Source organism: Microbacterium sp. sgz311019 (assembly GCF_056135325.1).
Genome location: NZ_JBWAXO010000001.1, coordinates 444,231 through 464,000, shown reverse-complemented (window position 1 = coordinate 464,000; position 19,770 = coordinate 444,231). Strand labels below are relative to the sequence as shown.

Sequence of the window (19,770 nt, the reverse complement as noted above, 5' to 3'; positions counted from 1 at the left end):
GCAAAGTATGTGATGCAAAGCTATCTTTGTAACCATGACCGACGCGGAGCCGCAAGAACTCGGGGAACAGCACCCGGAGCGGACGGAGCGTGCAGAGCGCGTGCTGGATGCCGGCGCCCTCCGTGCGCTGGCACACCCGCTGCGCGTGCAGATCTACGACATCATCAGCCAGTACGGACCGCAGACGGCGAGCACGCTGGCGGCGCTGACGGGGGAGTCGTCGGGGGCGACCAGCTACCACCTGCGGGCGCTCGCCAAGCACGATCTCATCCGCGAGGTCGACGGACGAGGAACCGCGCGCGAGCGCTGGTGGGAGCGCCCACGCGGCTCCATCTCGTTCACGAACCCCGAGGCCATGAAGACGCCGTCGGGACGCGCAGCGACCCAGGTGGTCATGACGGAGTTCCTCAACCGGCGGCATCAGCAGCTCATGCAGTACGTCGGCCGTGGGCTCATGACCGACACCGAGCAGTGGCACGACGGCGCCATGATCTCCACCGCGACCGTCCAGCTCACGCAGACGCAGCTCGAGGAGCTGACCGAGCGCATGCAGGCGATCATCAACGAGACGGTCGACAAGTACCGCACCCAGGACGTCGAAGGAGCCCGGAACATCACGATCCGCGCCGACGTCTTCCCGCTTCCCGAGGAAGGACACTGAGATGAGCACCGTCACCGTTCGCACCCTTTCCACCCGTGCCGCCGCGCCGACGGCCCTCGAACGCCTCCTCCTCGAGGGGTCGGCCGCCCTGGAGGGCATCGCGGTGCGTCACATGCAGCGCCGCGAGCGTTCGGCCGACGTCGAGCGCCGCCGTTCGCGGGACGCGGACACGCGACGCGACGCCCAGGCCGCCGGCAACCTCTCGCTGCTCCCGCGATGACGACGGCCACCGCGCCGCGTACCACGCTCGGGCGGGCGTTCGGCGAGCTGTGGACGGCTGCGGCATTCAGCAACCTGGCCGACGGCATCGGACGCACGGCGGTCCCGCTCATCGCCACGACGCTCACGGACGACCCGTTCCTGATCTCGGTGATCGGCGCGCTCGCGTTCCTGCCGTGGCTCCTCTTCGGGCTGCCCGCGGGCATGATCGTCGACCGCTTCGACCGACGCATCGTCATGGCCGTCGCAAACACCGTGCGCGGCGGCGCCGCACTCGCGCTCGCGGTGTTCACCGTCACAGGCACCCTGTCGATCTGGGCGCTGTTCGCCGGCACGCTCGTCTTCGGGCTCGGCGAGACGCTCTTCGACAACGCCACCAACGCCGTCATCCCGGGCGTGGTCACGCGCGAACAGCTGGACAGGGCGAACGGATGGATGCAGGCCGCCCAGGTCACGATCGACAGTTTCATCGCCACGCCCATCGGAGGGGTGCTGTTCGGTGTGGCGCTGGCCCTCCCGCTGTGGATCGGCGGCGCAGCGTACCTGGTGCCGATCGCGCTCGCCCTGATGCTGCCGGCCGCGGCCGCCCACTCGCTCCGGGCGCCCGCCAGCCAGCGGGAGCGCGTGACGGTGCCCGATCCGGATGCGCCGGACGTCGAGGTCTCCGTCATCGCCGAGCCGGTCGCCACGCCGATCGCGCACACGTCGGTGTCGGCGCGCGAGGCTGTGCGCTTCCTCTGGAACAACCACTACCTGCGGGCGATGGTGCTCTTCACCTCTGTCGTCGGATGCTGCCTGTCGTTCGCGCAGGCCGCCACCATCCTCTTCTTCCTCGACGTGCACCACGTCGCTGCGCCGGCCATCGGCTTCGTCACGGCCGGCATCGGGATCGGCGCGCTTGTCGGATCGATCGTCGCCTCGCGGTTCGTCGCCCGCTTCGGACGGGGCCCCGTGATGGTCGCCGCGAACGTGATCGTCGCGGTGTCATCGGTGCTCACCGGCCTCGCCCCGAACCTCTACGGCGCGATCGCGGCCTACGCGCTCATGGCCTTCGCGGTCTCGATCTGGAACGTGCCGTGGGGAGCGCTGCGCCAGCAGATCGTCCCGCCGCACATGTTCGGGCGTGTGCTCGGCATCATCCGGATGCTCACCTGGGGACTGTTCCCGATCGCGACGCTGCTGGGCGGCCTGGTCTCGCGCGCGAGCCTTCAGCTGCCGTTCATCATCTCGGGAGTCGTCGTGGCCGTCGCGACGCTGCTCGCCCTGAAGCTGCTCGTCACGGGGACGCGCCGCGCGGGTGCCGAGGCCGGAGACGCCGCGGCCGTCTGAGCGGCCGCGACGCGCGACGGTCGCGGATCAGGCGAAGTCGTCCTCGTCGTCGTGGCGCACCACGACCGAGCCGTCGCGGTCGAGGGTGACGATCACGCCGGTGTCGAGCTCGACCACCGGCCGGCCCTCGAGCCACGTGAGCGTCCAGCGCGGCGCGGGGGTTCCGGGAGGCAGGGTCGCCTCGACCGCCGAGATCTGCGGGTGAAGGGATGCGGGGACCGCCGCCGGCGGCTGGTCGCCGGCGGTCCAGCGTGTGCCGAGCTGCATGTCAGGCCTCCGTCACGTGCTCGGGCGCCAGCTCGATCTCGGCGACGCCGATGCTGTCGGATTCGACGTACTCCACGGCCCGGATGCGGCCGACGGCCCGGAGGTCGCCCTCCGCGAGGCGCAGCCGCTGGATCGCCTCAGCGGGCGCGGCGATCACGACGCGCGCGACCGGGGTCTTCTGCGACGCCTTCGCCTCCGTCTTCGCGCGGCGGACGCCGATGAGTGCTTCGCCCACGGTGGAGAGGATCGCCGGGTCGCCGGACTCCTCGTCGGGCGCGACCGGCCACGGGGCGGTGTGCACAGAGCCGTCGTTGAACCACGACCAGGACTCCTCGGCGGCGAACGAGATCACCGGGGCGAGCAGGCGCAGGAGGGCAGAGAGCGCGAGTCGCAGCGCGAGCGCCGCCGACGGCTGGCCGACGTCGGTGCGATCGTACGCGCGCTCCTTGACCAGCTCGAGGTAGTCGTCGCAGAACGTCCAGAAGAACGACTCCGTGACCTCGAGCGCGCGGGCGTGGTCGTACGCCTCGAACGCCCTCGTGGCCTCGCGCACGACCCGGTGGAGCGTCGCGAGCATCGACGCATCCAGCGCGTGCGTGATCTCGGCGTCCTCGGGCACGGGGAACGACAGCACGAACTTCGCGGCGTTGAGCACCTTGATCGCCAGGCGGCGGCCGATCTTCACCTGCGTCGGGTTCTGCGGGTCGAACGCCGCGTCCGCACCGAGCCGGCTCGACGCGGCCCAGTAGCGCACCGCATCCGTCCCGTGCTGCGTGAGGATGTCGGCGGGCGTGACGACGTTGCCCTTCGATTTCGACATCTTCTTGCGGTCCGGGTCGACGATGAAGCCGGAGATGGATGCGTCCGTCCACGGCGCCCGGTCGTGCTCGAGGACGCTGCGCAGCATGGTGGAGAACAGCCAGGTGCGGATGATGTCCTGGCCCTGCGGGCGCACATCGAAGGGCGCCACGAGGCTCCAGAGCTCCTCGTCGCGCTGCCAGCCGCCCGCGAGCTTCGGGGTCAGCGAGGAGGTCGCCCAGGTGTCGAAGATGTCGCGCTCGGCATCGAACCCGCCCGGCACGCCGCGCTGGTCCTCGGTGTAGCCGGCGGGCACATCGGTGGTGGGGTCGACGGGAAGGCTCGCGGCATCCGGCACGATCACACGGTCGTAGTCGCGCTCGCCGTGCTCGTCCAAGCCGTACCAGACCGGGATCGGCACGCCGAAGAAGCGCTGGCGGCTGACGAGCCAGTCGCCGGTGAGGCCGCCGACCCAGTTCTCGTAGCGCACGCGCATGAAATCGGGATGCCACGACATGGTGCGGCCCAACTCCACGAGGCGGTCGCGCAGCCCCTCGTCGCGCGCGCCGTTGCGGAGGTACCACTGGCGTGTCGAGACGATCTCGAGCGGGCGGTCGCCCTTCTCGTAGAACTTCACGGCGTGCGTGAACGGCTTCGGGTCGCCGACCATCTCGCCGGACTCCTGCAGCAGCTCGACGATGCGCTTCTTGGCGCTGAACACCGTCTTGCCCGCGAGCTCCGCGTAGGCCGCCCTGCCGGCGTCGGAGACGATGACGTCCGGGGCGTCGGCGATGACCCGGCCGTCCTGGCCGAGGATCGTGCGGTTCGGGAGATCGAGCTCCCGCCACCAGATGATGTCGGTCACGTCGCCGAAGGTGCAGATCATGGCGATGCCGGAGCCCTTGTCCTGCTGGGCGAGGGGGTGGGCGAGGACCGGCACCTCGACGTCGAACAGCGGCGTGCGCACCGTCGTGCCGAAAAGGGGCTGGTAGCGCTCGTCATCCGGGTGCGCCACGAGCGCGACGCACGCGGGCAGCAGCTCCGGACGGGTGGTCTCGATGAACACGTCGCCGCCGGCGCCGTGGAAGGCGATGCGGTGGTACGCCGCGGGCTGGTCGCGGTCCTCGAGCTCGGCCTGGGCGATCGCGGAGCGGAAGTCGATGTCCCACAGTGTCGGCGCGAGCGACTGGTAGGCCTCACCGCGCTCGAGGTTGCGCAGGAACGCGAACTGGCTCGTGCGGATCGTCTCGTCGGAGATCGTCCGGTACGTCTGGGTCCAGTCGACGCTGAGACCGAGCTGGCGGAAGAGCTCCTCGAACTGCCTCTCGTCCTCGACGGTCAGCCGGCCGCACAGCTCGATGAAGTTGCGGCGGCTGATCGGCAGCTGGTCGCCCGGCTTGCTGGACTTGCCCTCGCCGCCCTCGAAGGGGGGAGCGAAGCCGGGGTCGTACGGCAGGCCGGGGTCGCAGCGCACGCCGTAGTAGTTCTGCACACGGCGCTCGGTGGGCAGGCCGTTGTCGTCCCAGCCCATCGGATAGAACACCGTCTTGCCCCGCATCCGCTCGAACCGCACCTTGATGTCGGTGTGCGTGTAGCTGAAGACGTGCCCGATGTGCAGGCTCCCTGAGGCGGTGGGAGGAGGCGTGTCGACCGAGTAGACGCCGGCGCGGCCGCGCTGCTTCGCCTGGGCGCGGTCGAACAGGTACGTGCCCCGCTCCTGCCACGCGGCATCCCACTTCTGCTCGAGGCCTTCCAGTGCCGGCTTTTCGGGAATGCTCATGCGTCTCTCCTCGAGCGATATGTGCGGCACTGTGTGAGCGTGCCTGAGTGTGGGATGTCCGGCCAGTCTACCGGGTGGCCCCCGCCGAGTCCGCGGCCGGCATGCCCACGTGCTACGCCCGTTTGTCGTCGGAGAGACGCTGCGCGATCCAGATGGGGACGATGGAGACGATGACGAGGACGACCGCGATCACGGAGACGATGGGCGCCTGGTTCGGTCGGAACATGTTGTCGAGGATGAAGATGGGCAGGGTCTCGACGCCCGATCCGGCGGTGAAGGTCGTCACGATGATCTCGTCGAACGACAGGGCGAAGGCCAGGAGACCGCCGGCGAGCAGAGCCGATCGCAGCTGAGGGAAGGTCACCAGTCGGAAGGTCGTCCACACGCCGGCGCCCAGGTCGGCCGACGCCTCCTCGAGATTGGTGCCCGTGCGGCGCAGCCGCGCGATGACGTTGTTGAACACGGTCACGATGCAGAACGTCGCGTGCGCGATGACCACGGTCCAGATCGACAGCGGCACGCCCATGATCGTGCGGAAGAAGTTGTTCAGCGCGATGCCGGTGATGATGCCGGGAAGGGCGATGGGAAGGATGACGAGCAGGCTGATGGCGTCGCGGCCGAAGAACGCGAACCGCTGCAGGGCGAGCGAGATGAGCGTGCCCAGGATGAGCGCCACCGCGGTCGCCACGATCGCCACGACGACGCTCGTGCCCACGGCGGTCAGGGCACCCTCGCTGCGGAACGCCTTGGCCCACCACTCGAGCGTGAAGCCCGGGGGCGGCCAGGCCAGCGACTTCGACGTCGAGAAGGAGTTCACGAGCACGACGAACAGAGGGACGTAGACGACTACGAGGATCGCGACGACGACGACGCCGAGGACGATCCGGGCGGTGCGGGACAGACGCATGGGCCGCGCTCCTACAGGTTGTCGAGGGCGCCGGTGCGGCGCACGAGGAGCAGGTAGCCGAAGATGATCACGATCGGGATGAGCGCGATCGCCGACGCGAGCGGGAGGTTGTTGGCCGCGCCCACGTTCGTGTACACGAGGTTTCCGAGCATCTGGCTCGTGCCCCCGACGATGGTCACCGTGATGTAGTCGCCCAGAGAGAGCGAGAACGCGAAGATCGTGCCCGCGATGATGGCGGGCATGGCCATGGGGAGGACGACGAAGCGCACGGTCTTCCACGTCTTGCCGCCCAGGTCGGCCGACGCCTCGAGGAGGTTGTCCGGCACGCGCTCGAACCCCGCGTAGATCGGCAGGATCACGTACGGCAGCCAGAGGTACGAGAGCGTGATGATGGTGGCGGTCAGTCCGTAGCCGGGGGTGTGGCCGCCGAAGGGCGCGAGGATCCACTGCAGGATGCCGTCGTGCGAGAGCACGGAGCGCCACGCGTACGCCTTGACCAGGTACGACGCCCACAGGGGCATCAGCACCATGATGAGGAGGATGCGCTGCCACCGCGGCGAGGCCACCTTCGCCATGAAGAACGCGATCGGCAGGGCGACGATGACGTCGATGGCCGTGACCGCGACGGCTACCCCGACGGTGCGCAGCGTCACGGTCTGATAGAGCGACCCGGTGAGCACCTCGATGATGTTGTCGAGCGTGAACGTCGTGTGGATCTCGCCCGTGAAGCTGTCGACCGACCAGAAGGCCGTCACGAGCAGCAGCGCGAGCGCCACGATGTAGACGATGCCCAGCCAGAAGAGGGGTGCGGTCAGCAGCAGCCCGAGACGCACGCGGGGATGCGTCGCGAGGAAGGCGGAGCCCGCCCGCGCCGCCGTGCGACGCGGGCGGGGGACCGCGGTGAGAGCCGTCATCAGCCCTTGATCTCCTGCCACGCCTGGGTCCAGGCGGAGTAGTCCGTGCACTGCACGTCGGTGCGCCCGTCGACGCACTTCGCGATCGGCGTCGTCCAGTACCAGATCTTGGACGCGTAGTCGGCGTCGCCGGCGTGGTAGTCCGCGCAGTCGGTGCGGTAGTCGCACGCCTTCGGGGTCGCCGGGGCCTCGCCGAAGTAGCCGGTCGCCTCGCCGTTGGCCTGGGGGCTGATGATGTAGTTCAGCCACGCGTACGCGCAGTTCGGGTGCTTGGTCTTGGATGCGATCATCCACGTGTCCGACCAGCCGGTCGCGCCCTCGGAGGGGATCGTGACGGCGGTCTTGGCTCCGTCGCTCGCGATCGTGTTCTGCACGATCTGCCACGACGTGCCGACGACCGTGTCACCGGACTGGAACGACGAGCCCTCCTTGACGGAGTCCGACCAGTACTCGCCGATGTTCGGTCGCTGCTGCTTCAGGAGGGCGACGGATGCCGCGAGCTGATCCTTGTCGAGCGCGTACGGGTTCGTGATCTTGAGCTCGGGCTTGTGCTTCATCAGGTACAGCGCGGCATCCGCGATGTAGATCGGCGAGTCGTACGCGGTGACCTTGCCCGCGTTCTGGGACGACTTGTCGAAGACGACGTCCCACGAGGTGGGGGCCGTCGTGAACTTGTCGGTGTTGTACATGAGCACGTTCGCGCCGTAGCCGTGCGGGACGCCGTACGACTTGCCCGCGAACGAGTTCCACTTCTGCATCTTGAGGAACGGGTAGACGTCCTTGTAGTTCGGGATGAGGGCGGTGTTCACCGGCTGCACGGTGTCCGAGGCGATGAGCCGCAGGGAGGCGTCTCCGGAGGCCGACACGACGTCGTACTCGCCGGTCTTCATGAGGTTGAACGCCTCGTCGGACGTGCCGAACGTCTTGGCGTTGACCTGGCAGCCCGTCGCCTTCTCGAACGGGTGGATCCAGTCGACCTTCGGGTCGTTGGAGCCGTCCTCGACGTAGCCCGGCCACGCGAGGATCGAGATCGAGCCCTCGTTCTTGCCGAGCTTCTGCGCGGCTGAGCTCGTCGCCGCGCTGTTCGAGGCGCCGCTGGTACCGCATGCCGTGAGCAGCGCGAGGGATGCCACGGCGACGCCGATGATCGTGGCGCGTCGTCGCGCCGTCGATCCGATCATGGGGTTCTCCTGTCTTTCGGGTGGTGCTTCAGCCGGACACGCCCGGCAGAAGCGAGGTGAGAGGTTCTGCGGTGATGGGGTCCAGGGGCGCGCCCGGCGATCCGGCGATCGCCACGACGTCGTCGTCGTGCCACGAGACGTGCACGGCGTCGCCCCGCCCGCCGACGGCGCGACCGCGGACGTTCTGCTCCAGGGCCGTGATGCGCATGCCCGCGTCGAGGTCGACAACGATCCGCACGGCGCTGCCCAGGTAGATGACCTCGGCGATCGTCCCGCGGGCGCTGCGGACGCCCGGGCCCGTGGCCGCCTCGGTCGAGGCCGTGATCTTCTCGGGTCGCAGGGAGTGGGTGCCGTGTCGCCCGAGCAGCGAGAACGACATCGTCTCGTCGAAGAGGTTCGATGTGCCGACGAAGTCGGCGACGAAGTGCGAAGCGGGTCGCTCGTAGAGCTCGGCAGGAGTGCCCAGCTGTTCGATACGCCCGGCGTTGAAGACGGCGATGCGGTCGGAGAGGGTGAGCGCCTCCTCCTGGTCGTGCGTCACGAAGATGAAGGTGATGCCGAGGTCGCGCTGGATCTGCTTCAGCTCGACCTGCATCTGCTCGCGGAGCTTCAGATCCAGGGCGCCGAGCGGCTCGTCGAGCAGCAGCGCCTTCGGCTGCACGACGGTGGCGCGGGCGATCGCCACGCGCTGACGCTGTCCGCCGGAGAGCTGCGAGGGCTTGCGCTGCGCGAGATCCTGCAGGCGGACCGAGGCGAGCGCCGCGAGCGCCTTCTCGGTGCGCTCTTTGCGGCCGACCCCGCGCACGCGCAGGCCGTACGCCACGTTCTCCAGGACGTTCATGTGCGGGAAGAGCGCATAGTCCTGGAACACCGTGTTGACATCGCGGTCGAAGGGGGCGGAGGTCGTGACATCCTGCCCGAACAGCTCGATCGAACCGGAGGTCGGGCGCTCGAAACCGGCGATGAGACGCAGGACGGTCGTCTTGCCCGAGCCGGACGGGCCGAGCATCGAGAAGAACTCTCCGGCGGCGATGTCCAGGTCGACGTGGTCGACGGCGGTCACCCCTCCGAAGTCCTTGGTGAGGCCGGAGAGACGGATGGCGGGGGTCGCGTCGGGGGATGTCGGCCCCGACGCCGTGGACTCGGTCATGGCATCTCCTTCGATGCGTTCGCGAGATAAATCCTATGGATCCAGATGCTTTTGTCCAGTGGTGCATGTTACGGTCGAGTCTCGGTCCGCTTCGAAGAGGAGGACGGATGCCGCAGACCTCGGCGGGTGCCGACGCGACGCGCGCCGTGGTGTTCGCGCCTCTGGACGGCTCGGGTCGGGCCGCCCTCGTGGAGCGCCGCATCGCGGACGCGATCATCGCGGGCCTTCTGCGCGACGGCGAGCGCCTGCCCAGCGAGTCCGCGCTCGCGGCCCAGTTCGGGGTGGCCGTGGTCACCGCGCGTGAGGCGCTCGAGGCGCTCCGCGACCGAGGGATGGTACAGACGCGGCGCGGACGCGGCGGGGGCAGCTTCATCACCTCCGACCGCGACGCATCCGCTCATGCCATGGAGGCGCGCCTGCGCGAGGCCAGTCGCATCGAGCTGCGCGACCACGCGCTGCATTACGTCGCCATCGCAGCGTCCGCCGCCGAGAGCGCGGCTGATCGGGCCAGCGACGATGACCTCGCCGCACTGGCGGCTCTCGAAGGGCGGGCCGACATCTCGACGGCCGGGGGCGCGCGCCGGGCCGTCGCTCGCTTCCAGCTCGAGGTCGCCGCGATGAGCCAGTCGCCGCGGCTCGTGCGCGAGGAGCTGCGGCTGCAGGCCGAGGGCGGAGCGCTGCTGTGGATGTGCATGCGCGACCACGACATGCGGGAACGGAGTAGCCTTGCGCGCGGCGGCGTCGCCGCCGCCCTCCGTGCGGCCGACCCCGTCGCCTCTCGCGCCGCGACGACGGCGCTCATCCAGGACGCCGTCGAATGGCTCATCGATGAGAAGGCGCGGCTCGAGGCGGTAGCCGAGAGAGGAGCCTGACATGACGGTCATCGCCACCGGGATCGAGGGGATGACGGCGCGGATCGCCGGCACGCTCGACCCCGTCTTCGCCCTGGTGGATGCGTGGCGCGACGAGATCGCGAGGAGGTTCGCCGCATCCATCCCCTCCGTCGTCGAGCTCGACGCGCTCGTGCACGACCTCGTCGCTCCGGACCTGAGCAGCGACGCGCGACTCATCACGGGAGCGGGCTTCGTCGCGGCGCCCGGCATCCTTCCCGACGCGCCTTGGCACCTCGCATGGTGGCTCCGCCGGGCGGCGGGCATCGAGCGGCTCGTCACGGTCGACGACCCCGATGCCGACGAATTCCGCGATTACACGGCGCTCGAGTGGTGGCGCGTGCCTGCGGCCAGCGGAGCGCGGCATCTCACCGGCCCGTATGTGGACTACCTCTGCACCGACGACTACACCGTGACGGTGACGACGCCCGTCGTCGTGGACGGCGTCACGGTGGGCATGGCCGGAGTCGACGTGTATGTCGCCCGGCTCGAGCAGGAGCTCCTGCCCGTGCTGCGCGCGGGTATGCCCTCGACCCTCGTGAACGCCTCGGGGCGCGTGGTCTCGTCCGCTCTTCCGCGCACGGCGACCGGCGCGCTCCTGCGGCGCGACGGTCTCGCCGATGCGCTCGCGCCCCTGCGTCAGGCATCCTGGGAGCCGCTCTCGCTGACGCTGCCGGACGGCTCGCTCGTCGTCTCGTGCGGCGACACCTCGCTCGCGCTCGTCGTCGAGGCGTGATCTCCCGATCGCCGCGAGCCGCGTGACATGACGACCGACCGCATCCCGCTCCGGGAGATCTTCCACGGTGCGCGGGGGTCCTTCCTCGCCGCGCTGCTTCTCGCCGAGCTCGCCGCGGCCATGCAGGGGATCGCGTACACCACCGTGCTTCCGGTCATCGCGAACGATCTCGACGGCTACGCCCTCTTCGGTGCGACCCTCGCCGCCGGCACCGTCTCCGCTGTGCTGATGCTCGGTTTCGCGGCGCCGATCCTCGCCCGCGTGCGCCCCGGGACGGTGCTGCTGGCCGCCACTGTGCTGTACGTCGTGGGCGCGGCGGCGTGCGTGTTCGCACCCACGATGATGGTCGTCCTCATCGGCTCGCTCGTGCGGGGCGTCGCGGGCGGGCTCATGGGCGGCTTCGGCATGGGGGCGATCGGCGGCCTCTACGACGAGCGCGAGCGGCCGAGGGTCATGGGCCTGTTCGCCTTCGTGTGGCTGTTGCCCTCGCTCGTCGGCCCGGCGCTGAACGGGGTGATCACCGAGTTCGCCGGGTGGCGCTGGGCGATCGGCTGGCCCGCGGTCGCGGTCGTGGTGGCGCGCATCGCGATGGGGACGGCGGTCCGGGGGATCCCCTGGCAGCGACGTCACGAGCCCGTCCGTCCTGTTGCGGGTCTCGTGGTGACGGGATGCCTCGCCCTCGGCGCGTGGGGATCCGCCGCATCCGGGTCCTGGGCGATCGCGGCCTTCGCCGTCGGCGTCGCCGGAGCGGCGGCCGCGATCGTCGTCTTCCTCCTGCGCGGCGCGGCCGCCGCCCGCATCCTGATCACGTTCGCGATCCTCTGCGCCGCGTTCTTCGGCGCGTACGAGCTGCTCTCGCTCGCCGTCATCGAGGGCTTCTCGTTCACCGTCGTCTGGGCTGCGGGAGTGCTCATGGCCGGCCTGATCGCCTGGTCGGTTGCGGGACTCCGGCCGCGGCCCGAGGCGCGACCCGATCGCGTGATCGTCGGCATCGCGCTCGCTGTCGTGGCGACCGTGGCGCTCGCGGTGACCGTGGCCACGGCATCCGGCCTTGTCGCGATCGTCCTGTCCGTCGCGGCGGCGGGCCTCGCCGGCTGGGGGATGGGGCTCGCCTATCCGCTGCTGTCGACCGAGCCGTTCCGCCTCAGCGCCTCGGCATCGACGGCCGGCGCCCTCATCGCGTTCGCGGAGACGGCGGGCACGGCGTGGGCGGCGCTGCTCGGGGGCGGGCTCTACTCCGCCCTGCACACGGCGGGATGGATGCCGCGCCCCAGCCTCGCGCTCGTCTACGGGGTGTTCGCGATCATCGGCATCGCCGGACTCGTGCTGGCGCTGCGGCGCCGCACGGGCGCGATCGCCTCAGTCGCGGACGTCGATGCCGAGGGCGGAGGCGAGGTCGGCGGCCATCAGCTCGACCTGCCGCGACGCGAGGGTGGCCCCGCGCAGCCCGGCGGGTGAGGTGAAGGCGACCGCATCCAGTCCCCGGAGGTCGACGTGCGTCGACCGCAGCTCGCGCGTGTCGACCTCGTCCGCGCGCGTGCCCTCGAAGCGCACACGTGAGAGCTTCGCGCCCGGCAGGTCGAGGGTCCCGATGGTGCAGTCCGCGATGAGGAGGTCGGATGCATCCGCCTCGCCGAGGGTCAGGTAGTCGATCCGCACGCCGCGCAGCTCCACGCTGTACAGCTCGGCCCGGGCGAGGTCGAGCGCGCCGATCCGCCCGCCGGCGATCCGCACGTTGCGCCACGACCCGCGCGTCGCGACGAGCTCGGTCGCGCGCAGCCCCGCGACCTCGACGTCGGTGAGCCGCGCGAGCGTGAGGTCCAGTCGGTCGACGTCACCCTCCACGACGCTCTCCGCCACCGTCGCGCGAGCCGCATCGACGTCGCCTGCCAGACCCCGGATGCGCGCCTGGACGACATCGTCGCCCGCGTCGAGCCGGTCGATGTCGTCGAGGCGATCGGGCAGATCGGGCGCAGAGATCCGCGGCGCCTGCGGCTCGCCCGTGCTCCGAGCGCTCATGCGTTCGCGAGCTCTGCAGCCGCCTCGGACTCCGACTCCGGAACGCGCGGCCGCCGTGCGGCGAGCCAGGCGCACAGCAGCGTGACGGCCGAGAGAACCGCGAGCACGACTCCCGGGTGCCACCACGCGTAGTGGGTGGCCTGACCGAGCCCGAGCGTGACGAGGGGCACGAAGCCGCTGATCGTCGCAGCGACGGCGTAGGCGATCGACAGTGCCGAGTAGCGGAAGTGGTCGGGGAACAGGTCGTTCATGAGACCGCCGAGGGCCGCCCAGGCAGCGGTCGGGAGGATTCCGCCGATGATCATCATGCCGACCAGCACGCCGAACGAGGCGGTCTGCAGCAGGAAGTAGATCGGGAACGCGATGACGAGCGTGCCGAGCGCACCCCACATGACGACCTTCGCGGAGCCGATGCGGTTCGCCCACGCGCCGAACAGCGGGATGGTGACGAACTGCAGCAGGCTGCCGATCGTCGTCGCGATCAGGAGCTGCGTGTAGTCGTAATGCAGCTGTGCCGAGCCGTACTCCATCGTGTACGTGTTCATGAGCGAGTACGACCCGATGCCGAGAACGGCGGCGCCGATCGCGATCAGGAGCGCGACCGGAGCCTGGCGGAACATCGCGAGCATCGGCAGCCGGTCGCGGCGGTGCTCGGCGACGACCTCCCGGAAGACCGGCGTCTCGTCGATAGACCAGCGAAGGTACAGCGAGACGGCGAGCAGCGGGAACGCGAGGAGGAACGGGATGCGCCACCCCCACGCGGCGAGCTGGGCGGTGGGCAGCGCGGTCGCCATCACGAGGAACACGATCGCGGTCAGGGTCGAGCCGACCGGCGAGCCCAGCTGGGGGATCGAGGCGTAGAACGCGCGCTTCACGCGCCCCGAGTGCTCGGTCGCCAGCAGGATCGAGCCGCCCCACTCGCCGCCGAGCGACAGGCCCTGGATGAGGCGCAGCAGGACCAGCAGGACCGCCCCGACCCAGCCCGCCTGGGCATACGTCGGCAGGACGCCGATGAGCCCTGTGGCGACGCCCATGATCGCGACGGTCCACAGGAGGGTCGCGCGCCGCCCGAGCCGGTCGCCCATGTGGCCGAACACGATCGCGCCGATCGGGCGGATGACGAACGCCAGCGCGACGGTCGAGAACGACGCCAGCGTGCCGCCGAAATGCCCGAGCGGCTCGAAGAAGAGCGGGCCGATGAAGAAGGCCGAGAAGTAGGCGAAGACGTAGAAGTCGAACGACTCGAGGGAGGTGCCGACCATCGACGCCCACGCGACGCGACGGGTGGGCAGTGTGGACGGAGCGAGAACGGGGGATGCTGCAGTCACGGACATCGATCTTGGCACGAGTCCAACAACTCGGGCTCCGGATGCCGCATTCCCCGCGCCCTCGGGGAGCGATCGGGCGCGGCGCCGCTCGACCCCGTAGACTGGGCGCGCAGCATCGATCCGGCCATCACCGGGGAGCTCTCGGAAGAACGGGGTTTCGGCCCTCATTAGAACCGAGCGGGGCAGGCCCGTCACAGCCGCTGTGAGAGGGGCCGACGAGAGCTCGGAAGGGCTGTCGTCCGGCAACGCAGGGTGGTACCGCGGCGCACCTGGGTCAGTATCCAGGACGCGTCGTCCCGGCAGGCAGCACACGAGCGAGCACCTGCGAGATGAGATGACCTACCCCAAGTCCTCCTCCTTCGGCCCTGCGGCCGACAACGGCCCCGTCGTCCCGAGCCCGCGCTTCCCCGACATCGAGCGCGATGTGCTCGCTTTCTGGAAGACCGACGACACCTTCCGGGCATCCATCGCCCAGCGCGAGGACGCGCAGGAGTGGGTCTTCTACGACGGTCCGCCCTTCGCGAACGGCCTGCCGCACTACGGCCACCTCCTGACCGGGTACGCCAAGGACCTCTTCCCGCGTTTCCAGACGATGCGCGGCAAGAAGGTCGACCGCGTGTTCGGCTGGGACACGCACGGGCTGCCCGCCGAGCTCGAAGCGATGAAGCAGCTGGGCATCACCGAGAAGGACGAGATCGAGCGGATGGGAATCGCGACCTTCAACGCGAAGGCCCGCGCCTCCGTCCTCGAGTACACGCGGGAGTGGGAGGACTACGTCACCCGTCAGGCCCGCTGGGTCGACTTCGAGCGCGGCTACAAGACGCTCGACGTCTCCTACATGGAGAGCGTGCTCTGGGCGTTCAAGACCCTCTACGACAAGGGCCTCGCGTACGAGGGGTACCGTGTGCTGCCGTACTGCTGGCGCGACGAGACCCCGCTGTCCTCGCACGAGCTGCGGATGGACGACGACGTCTACAAGATGCGCCAGGACCCGTCGGTCACCGTGACCTTCCCGCTCGTCGGTCTGAAGGCCGAGGCGCTCGGGCTCACTGGCGTACGCGCTCTCGCGTGGACGACCACCCCGTGGACGTTGCCGACGAACCTCGCGCTCGCGGTGGGTCCGGAGATCGGCTATGTCGTGGTGCCGGGCGGACCGAACGGCGCAGCGGACATCCCCGCCGGCGACGATCCCGAGGGCGCCACGGCGCATCGCTACCTCCTCGCCGCCGACCTGCTGGCCGGCTACGCGAAGGACCTCGGCTACGACTCGGCAGAGGCGGCGAAAGATGCGGTCGAGCAGACCGTTCTCGGCGCCGACCTCGTCGACGTCGCCTACGACCGGCTCTTCGACTACTACGCCGACGAGGCGTGGGGAACGCAGCGCGCCTGGCGCATCCTCGTCGACGACTACGTCACGACGAGCGACGGCACGGGCATCGTCCACCAGGCGCCGGCCTACGGCGAGGACGACCAGCGCGTGACCGAGGCCGCCTGCATCCCGCTCATCATGAGCCTGGACGACGGCGGGCGCTTCCTTCCCCAGGTCACGGATGTCGCCGGGCAGCTGTGGATGGATGCGAACCGACCGCTCATCCGCCTGCTGCGCGAGAGTGGACGCCTCCTGCGCGAGGCGAGCTATGAGCACTCGTACCCGCACTGCTGGCGCTGCCGGAACCCGCTCATCTACAAAGCCGTGTCGAGCTGGTTCGTGCGTGTCACCGAGATCAAGGACCGGATGCTCGCGAACAACGAGCAGATCACCTGGGTGCCGGAGAACGTCAAGCACGGGCAGTTCGGCAAATGGCTCGAGGGCGCTCGCGACTGGTCGATCAGCCGCAACCGCTACTGGGGCTCGCCCATCCCGATCTGGAAGAGCGACGACCCGGCCCACCCTCGCGTCGACGCGTACGGATCGCTGGAGGAGCTGGAGCGCGACTTCGGCACGCTGCCGCGCAACCCCGAGGGCGAGGTGGACCTCCACCGCCCGTACATCGACGAGCTGACGCGCCCGAACCCGGACGACCCCACGGGCGCGAGCACGATGCGCCGCATCGAGGACGTGTTCGACGTGTGGTTCGACTCCGGCTCGATGCCGTACGCCCAGGTGCACTACCCCTTCGAGAACCAGGAGTGGTTCGACACGCACGCCCCGGCCGACTTCATCGTCGAGTACATCGGGCAGACCCGCGGCTGGTTCTACCTCATGCACGTGCTGTCCACGGCCCTGTTCGATCGCCCGGCCTTCACCGGTGTGGCATGCCACGGCATCGTGCTCGGAAGCGACGGGCAGAAGATGTCGAAGTCGCTGCGGAACTATCCGGACGTCTCGGAGGTGTTCGATCGGGACGGCTCCGACGCGATGCGGTGGTTCCTCATGGGCAGCTCCGTGCTGCGCGGCGGCAACCTCATCGTCACCGAGGAGGGCATCCGCGCCGGTGTGCGCGAGTTCCTCCTGCCGCTGTGGAACGCGTGGTACTTCTTCGCGACCTACGCCAACGCCTCCGCCGGAGGGTACGAGGCATCCTGGCGCACCGACTCGACGGACGTGCTCGACCGGTACATCCTGGCCCGCACGGGCGACCTCGTCCGCGAGGTCGCCGGAGACCTGGAGGGCCTCGACTCGACGACGGCCGCGGATCGCCTGCGCGACTTCGCCGAGGTGCTGACGAACTGGTACATCCGGCGCTCCCGCGACCGGTTCTGGGTGGGCGCGGAGTCGAACGCCGAGGCCTTCGACACGCTCTACACGGTGCTCGAGACCCTGACTCGCGTGGCAGCGCCCCTCATCCCGCTGATCGCCGAGCGCGTGTGGCAGGGACTCACCGGCGGCCGCAGCGTGCACCTGGAGGACTGGCCGGATGCGGACGCGTTCGCGCCGGCATCCGATATCCGTGCCGCGATGGATGCCGTCCGCGAGGTGTCCAGCGTCGCCAATGCGCTGCGCAAGAAGGAGGGCAAGCGCGTGCGCCTGCCGCTCGCGCGCCTGTCGGTCGTGACGACGGATGCCGCGTCCCTCGCACAGTTCGAGGGCATCATCCGGGACGAGCTCAACGTGAAATCCGTCGAGCTCGTCGAGCTGGAGGAAGGCACGGCCGCCGCCTACGGCATCACGAACCGCCTGTCGGTGAATGCCCGCGCGGCGGGTCCGCGCCTGGGCAAGCAGGTGCAGCACGCGATCGCCGGCGCGAAGTCCGGCGACTGGAGCGCGGTCGACGGGGTCGTCACGGCGGGCGGCATCCGGCTCGAGCCCGGCGAGTACGACCTCGTGCTCGAGACCTCCGGTCGTCCGGACGGCGAGGCGCTCGCCCTCCTGCCCTCCCGCGGATTCGTGCTGCTCGACACGACGACGACACCGGAGCTCGAGGCCGAAGGCCTTGCGCGCGACGTCATCCGCGCCGTGCAGGACACCCGCAAGGCCGCCGGCTTCGACGTCAGCGACCGCATCCGTCTGCAGCTGCTGTTCCTGCATCACCTCGACGGGGACGCCGTCGCCTCGGCGTTCGATGTCGCCGATGTGGCCGGCGAGACGCTCGCCACCGCGCACGACATCCTCGTCAACGGCCGAGGCCTGCACATCCCCGACGACGCACCGCCCGAGACCTGGCACGCGATCGTGTTCGGCGGCGACCCCGAGCACGTGGGGTATGTGCCCGCCGGCACCTACGCCAACACCGGCGGCATGTACATCGCGGTCACGCGGGCGGGGGTGCGCGCATGAACGCCCGCGACAGGGCGGATGCGGTGTACGCCGACCTGCTGACCCGCCAGGGGGAGCGCTGGGTCCAGCCGCGCGTCGAGCGGACGCAGCGCCTGCTCGACCTGCTCGACAACCCGCAGCGCACCTACCGGGTCGTGCACGTCACGGGCACCAACGGCAAGACCTCGACGAGCCGCATCATCGAGAGCCTCCTGCGCGCGCACGGGCTGCGCACGGGGCTGTTCACGAGCCCGCACCTCGAGCGATTCACCGAGCGGATCGTCGTGGACGGCGAGCCCGCGGAAGACGCGGCGATCGCCGACGCATGGGAGGAGCTGGCGCCGTTCGTCGAGCTGGTCGACGCCGAGCTCACCGGGGCGGACGACGCGCCGCTCACGTTCTTCGAGCTGCTGACGGCGCTCTCGTTCGTGGTCTTCGCCGATGCGCCCGTCGACGTCGCCGTCATCGAGGTGGGCATGGGCGGCTCGTGGGACTCGACGAACACCGCCGACGGCGACGTCGCGGTCTTCGCGCCGATCGGCATCGATCACACCGATCGCCTGGGCGGCACCATCGCCGAGATCGCCTCGGTGAAGTCGGGGATCATCAAGGACGGCGCGGCGGCCGTGTCGGCGCGGCAGGATGCGGCGGCCGAGGCCGTGCTGAGATCCGCCGCCGCCGCGCACGGTGCGACGATCGCGTTCGAGGGCGAGGACTTCGCCCTCACCGACGACCGGCTCGCCGTCGGAGGCCAGCAGATCTCCGTCCGCGGACTCGCGGGCACCTATGACGACGAGTACCTGCCCCTGTACGGGCCCCACCAGGCCCGCAATGCGGCGCTCGCGATCGCGGCCGTCGAGGCGCTCATCGGGGGCGCCACGCAGCCGATCACCGGTGACGTCCTCGCCGAGGGACTCGGTGCGGCGACCTCGCCTGGGCGCCTGCAGCTGGTCGGCGTCGCGCCGACGGTGGTCGTCGATGCGGCCCACAACCCGCATGGGGTCCACGCGCTCGTCGAGGCGCTGCGCGCATCCTTCGACTTCGACGAGTGGGGCGTCGTGCTCGGCGTGCTGGCCGACAAGGATGCGGCGGGCATCGTCGTGGAGATCGCCCCGATCGCCGCGCACGTCTTCGCGACCGCTCCGGCATCGGAGCGCGCAAGCGACGCGGATGCGATCGCCGATCTCGTCGAGAGGGTCGATCTGCCCGTCACCGTCCACCCCGATCTCGCCGACGCCGCCGAGGCGGCGCGCGCGTGGGCCGCGGCATCCGATCGTCGCGCCGTCGTGATCGCGGGGTCGGTGGTGCTCGCCGGCCAGGCCCTCGCGCTCGCCACCGCAGAGGACTGGAAGGCCGGGTGGGAGTCGTGAGCGAAGGCGATGCCACGCCCGCGGAGGAGTCGACGTCGGCCGAGACGGCGACCGGCCCGGCGCCCGCGGTGAAGCCCCCGCGGCAGCGCCGGCAGCGCGGCGCCGCCGAGTCGCTCGGCGCGATCGTGCTCGGCTTCGAGTCGGTCGTCGTGTTCCTCGCCGGCCTCGTGGTCTACGGACTGAAGGCCACGCCTGCGGGCGTCGAGCCGTGGTGGGGCATCGTCGGGGGAGCGGTCGTCGCCCTTCTGATGATCCTGCTCTCCGGGCTCCTGCGGTACCGGTGGGCGATCGTCGTCGGCTGGATCCTCCAGGTCATCGTGGCACTGGCGGCGTTCTTCGTGCCGGCGATCCTGATCATCGCGCTGATTTTCGGCGGAATGTGGGGGTATGCGACGATCAAGGGGGCGTCACTGGACCGGCGCAACGCGCGCCGTGCGCGTGAGACCGCTGCATCGGGGGCAGAGCCTCCGGCAGCGGCGCCCGAAACCCCGGCATCCTCGCCCGAATCCTCGAACGGAGTCTGA

Annotated in this window: 17 protein-coding genes; 9 read left to right on the top strand and 8 right to left on the bottom strand. The window is 70.1% G+C overall.

Features of this window, described 5'->3' with window-relative positions; genetic code table 11:
• Window positions 1–34: 34 nt before the first annotated feature.
• Genes AC0NZN_RS02185 through AC0NZN_RS02175 form a run of 3 tightly spaced genes read left to right on the top strand, consistent with a single transcriptional unit; the run spans window position 35 to window position 2,209 of the window.
• Entirely contained in the window at window positions 35–661 is a 627-nt protein-coding gene (locus AC0NZN_RS02185) for a winged helix-turn-helix domain-containing protein (RefSeq protein ID WP_474590622.1), read from the top strand.
• A gap of 1 nt (window position 662) precedes the next feature.
• Window positions 663–881: a hypothetical protein gene (locus AC0NZN_RS02180; protein ID WP_474590621.1), complete on the top strand. Its 219-nt coding sequence runs from the start codon at window positions 663–665 to the stop codon at window positions 879–881.
• Window positions 878–2,209, top strand: a complete 1,332-nt coding sequence (locus AC0NZN_RS02175; protein WP_474590620.1) for an MFS transporter — start codon at window positions 878–880, stop codon at window positions 2,207–2,209. The genes AC0NZN_RS02180 and AC0NZN_RS02175 overlap by 4 nt, the downstream gene beginning before the upstream one ends.
• 27 nt (window positions 2,210–2,236) lie before the next feature.
• On the opposite strand, the gene AC0NZN_RS02170 is transcribed toward AC0NZN_RS02175, so the two are convergent.
• The 6 genes from AC0NZN_RS02170 to AC0NZN_RS02145 form a co-directional block, all read right to left on the bottom strand.
• Window positions 2,237–2,476: a hypothetical protein gene (locus AC0NZN_RS02170; RefSeq protein WP_474590619.1), complete on the bottom strand. Its 240-nt coding sequence runs from the start codon at window positions 2,474–2,476 to the stop codon at window positions 2,237–2,239.
• Window position 2,477: 1 nt separating this feature from the next.
• On the bottom strand, window positions 2,478–5,054 hold the full coding sequence (gene valS / locus AC0NZN_RS02165) for a valine--tRNA ligase (RefSeq protein ID WP_474590618.1): 2,577 nt from the start codon (window positions 5,052–5,054) through the stop codon (window positions 2,478–2,480).
• Window positions 5,055–5,166: 112 nt separating this feature from the next.
• Complete coding sequence (locus tag AC0NZN_RS02160; protein WP_474590617.1) at window positions 5,167–5,961, bottom strand: ABC transporter permease; 795 nt, start codon at window positions 5,959–5,961, stop codon at window positions 5,167–5,169.
• Between the two features lie 11 nt (window positions 5,962–5,972).
• Window positions 5,973–6,875 carry an ABC transporter permease gene (locus AC0NZN_RS02155; protein ID WP_474590616.1) on the bottom strand — a complete coding sequence of 301 codons (903 nt, stop codon included), beginning with the start codon at window positions 6,873–6,875 and terminating at the stop codon, window positions 5,973–5,975.
• Window positions 6,875–8,056, bottom strand: coding sequence for an ABC transporter substrate-binding protein (locus tag AC0NZN_RS02150; RefSeq protein WP_474590615.1), 1,182 nt, complete (start codon window positions 8,054–8,056; stop codon window positions 6,875–6,877). The genes AC0NZN_RS02155 and AC0NZN_RS02150 overlap by 1 nt, the downstream gene beginning before the upstream one ends.
• Before the next feature lie 28 nt (window positions 8,057–8,084).
• Window positions 8,085–9,206: an ABC transporter ATP-binding protein gene (locus AC0NZN_RS02145; RefSeq protein ID WP_474590614.1), complete on the bottom strand. Its 1,122-nt coding sequence runs from the start codon at window positions 9,204–9,206 to the stop codon at window positions 8,085–8,087.
• Window positions 9,207–9,313: 107 nt separating this feature from the next.
• Here AC0NZN_RS02145 and AC0NZN_RS02140 point away from each other — a divergent pair, with 107 nt between their 5' ends.
• Genes AC0NZN_RS02140 through AC0NZN_RS02130 form a run of 3 tightly spaced genes read left to right on the top strand, consistent with a single transcriptional unit; the run spans window position 9,314 to window position 12,290 of the window.
• On the top strand, window positions 9,314–10,078 hold the full coding sequence (locus AC0NZN_RS02140) for a FadR/GntR family transcriptional regulator (protein WP_474590613.1): 765 nt from the start codon (window positions 9,314–9,316) through the stop codon (window positions 10,076–10,078).
• Window position 10,079: 1 nt separating this feature from the next.
• A complete protein-coding gene (locus AC0NZN_RS02135; protein ID WP_474590612.1) occupies window positions 10,080–10,832 on the top strand; it encodes a PDC sensor domain-containing protein in 753 nt (250 codons plus the stop codon).
• A gap of 27 nt (window positions 10,833–10,859) precedes the next feature.
• Complete coding sequence (locus AC0NZN_RS02130) at window positions 10,860–12,290, top strand: MFS transporter (RefSeq protein WP_474590611.1); 1,431 nt, start codon at window positions 10,860–10,862, stop codon at window positions 12,288–12,290.
• Here AC0NZN_RS02130 and AC0NZN_RS02125 read toward each other — a convergent pair.
• Both AC0NZN_RS02125 and AC0NZN_RS02120 read right to left on the bottom strand, forming a co-directional pair.
• Window positions 12,192–12,851, bottom strand: coding sequence for a hypothetical protein (locus AC0NZN_RS02125; protein ID WP_474590610.1), 660 nt, complete (start codon window positions 12,849–12,851; stop codon window positions 12,192–12,194). The two genes, AC0NZN_RS02130 and AC0NZN_RS02125, sit on opposite strands and share 99 nt — an antisense overlap.
• Window positions 12,848–14,185, bottom strand: a complete 1,338-nt coding sequence (locus tag AC0NZN_RS02120; protein WP_474590609.1) for an MFS transporter — start codon at window positions 14,183–14,185, stop codon at window positions 12,848–12,850. The genes AC0NZN_RS02125 and AC0NZN_RS02120 overlap by 4 nt, the downstream gene beginning before the upstream one ends.
• 328 nt (window positions 14,186–14,513) lie before the next feature.
• On the opposite strand from AC0NZN_RS02120, the gene ileS reads away from it, so the two are divergent.
• Genes ileS through AC0NZN_RS02105 form a run of 3 tightly spaced genes read left to right on the top strand, consistent with a single transcriptional unit; the run spans window position 14,514 to window position 19,770 of the window.
• Complete coding sequence (gene ileS / locus AC0NZN_RS02115) at window positions 14,514–17,897, top strand: isoleucine--tRNA ligase (RefSeq protein ID WP_474590608.1); 3,384 nt, start codon at window positions 14,514–14,516, stop codon at window positions 17,895–17,897.
• A complete protein-coding gene (locus AC0NZN_RS02110; RefSeq protein ID WP_474590607.1) occupies window positions 17,894–19,246 on the top strand; it encodes a bifunctional folylpolyglutamate synthase/dihydrofolate synthase in 1,353 nt (450 codons plus the stop codon). The genes ileS and AC0NZN_RS02110 overlap by 4 nt, the downstream gene beginning before the upstream one ends.
• On the top strand, window positions 19,243–19,770 hold the full coding sequence (locus tag AC0NZN_RS02105) for a DUF4233 domain-containing protein (RefSeq protein WP_474590606.1): 528 nt from the start codon (window positions 19,243–19,245) through the stop codon (window positions 19,768–19,770). Before AC0NZN_RS02110 ends, AC0NZN_RS02105 begins: the two co-directional genes overlap by 4 nt.

Excerpts from the sequence above, each read along its gene's own strand:
- AC0NZN_RS02185 (WP_474590622.1), top strand. The coding sequence starts at position 35 with ATGACCGACGCGGAGCCGCAAGAACTCGGGGAACAGCACCCGGAGCGG.
- AC0NZN_RS02180 (WP_474590621.1), top strand. The coding sequence starts at position 663 with ATGAGCACCGTCACCGTTCGCACCCTTTCCACCCGTGCCGCCGCGCCG.
- AC0NZN_RS02175 (WP_474590620.1), top strand. The coding sequence starts at position 878 with ATGACGACGGCCACCGCGCCGCGTACCACGCTCGGGCGGGCGTTCGGC.
- AC0NZN_RS02170 (WP_474590619.1), bottom strand. The coding sequence starts at position 2,476 with ATGCAGCTCGGCACACGCTGGACCGCCGGCGACCAGCCGCCGGCGGCG.
- valS (WP_474590618.1), bottom strand. The coding sequence starts at position 5,054 with ATGAGCATTCCCGAAAAGCCGGCACTGGAAGGCCTCGAGCAGAAGTGG.
- AC0NZN_RS02160 (WP_474590617.1), bottom strand. The coding sequence starts at position 5,961 with ATGCGTCTGTCCCGCACCGCCCGGATCGTCCTCGGCGTCGTCGTCGTC.
- AC0NZN_RS02155 (WP_474590616.1), bottom strand. The coding sequence starts at position 6,875 with ATGACGGCTCTCACCGCGGTCCCCCGCCCGCGTCGCACGGCGGCGCGG.
- AC0NZN_RS02150 (WP_474590615.1), bottom strand. The coding sequence starts at position 8,056 with ATGATCGGATCGACGGCGCGACGACGCGCCACGATCATCGGCGTCGCC.
- AC0NZN_RS02145 (WP_474590614.1), bottom strand. The coding sequence starts at position 9,206 with ATGACCGAGTCCACGGCGTCGGGGCCGACATCCCCCGACGCGACCCCC.
- AC0NZN_RS02140 (WP_474590613.1), top strand. The coding sequence starts at position 9,314 with ATGCCGCAGACCTCGGCGGGTGCCGACGCGACGCGCGCCGTGGTGTTC.
- AC0NZN_RS02135 (WP_474590612.1), top strand. The coding sequence starts at position 10,080 with ATGACGGTCATCGCCACCGGGATCGAGGGGATGACGGCGCGGATCGCC.
- AC0NZN_RS02130 (WP_474590611.1), top strand. The coding sequence starts at position 10,860 with ATGACGACCGACCGCATCCCGCTCCGGGAGATCTTCCACGGTGCGCGG.
- AC0NZN_RS02125 (WP_474590610.1), bottom strand. The coding sequence starts at position 12,851 with ATGAGCGCTCGGAGCACGGGCGAGCCGCAGGCGCCGCGGATCTCTGCG.
- AC0NZN_RS02120 (WP_474590609.1), bottom strand. The coding sequence starts at position 14,185 with ATGTCCGTGACTGCAGCATCCCCCGTTCTCGCTCCGTCCACACTGCCC.
- ileS (WP_474590608.1), top strand. The coding sequence starts at position 14,514 with ATGACCTACCCCAAGTCCTCCTCCTTCGGCCCTGCGGCCGACAACGGC.
- AC0NZN_RS02110 (WP_474590607.1), top strand. The coding sequence starts at position 17,894 with ATGAACGCCCGCGACAGGGCGGATGCGGTGTACGCCGACCTGCTGACC.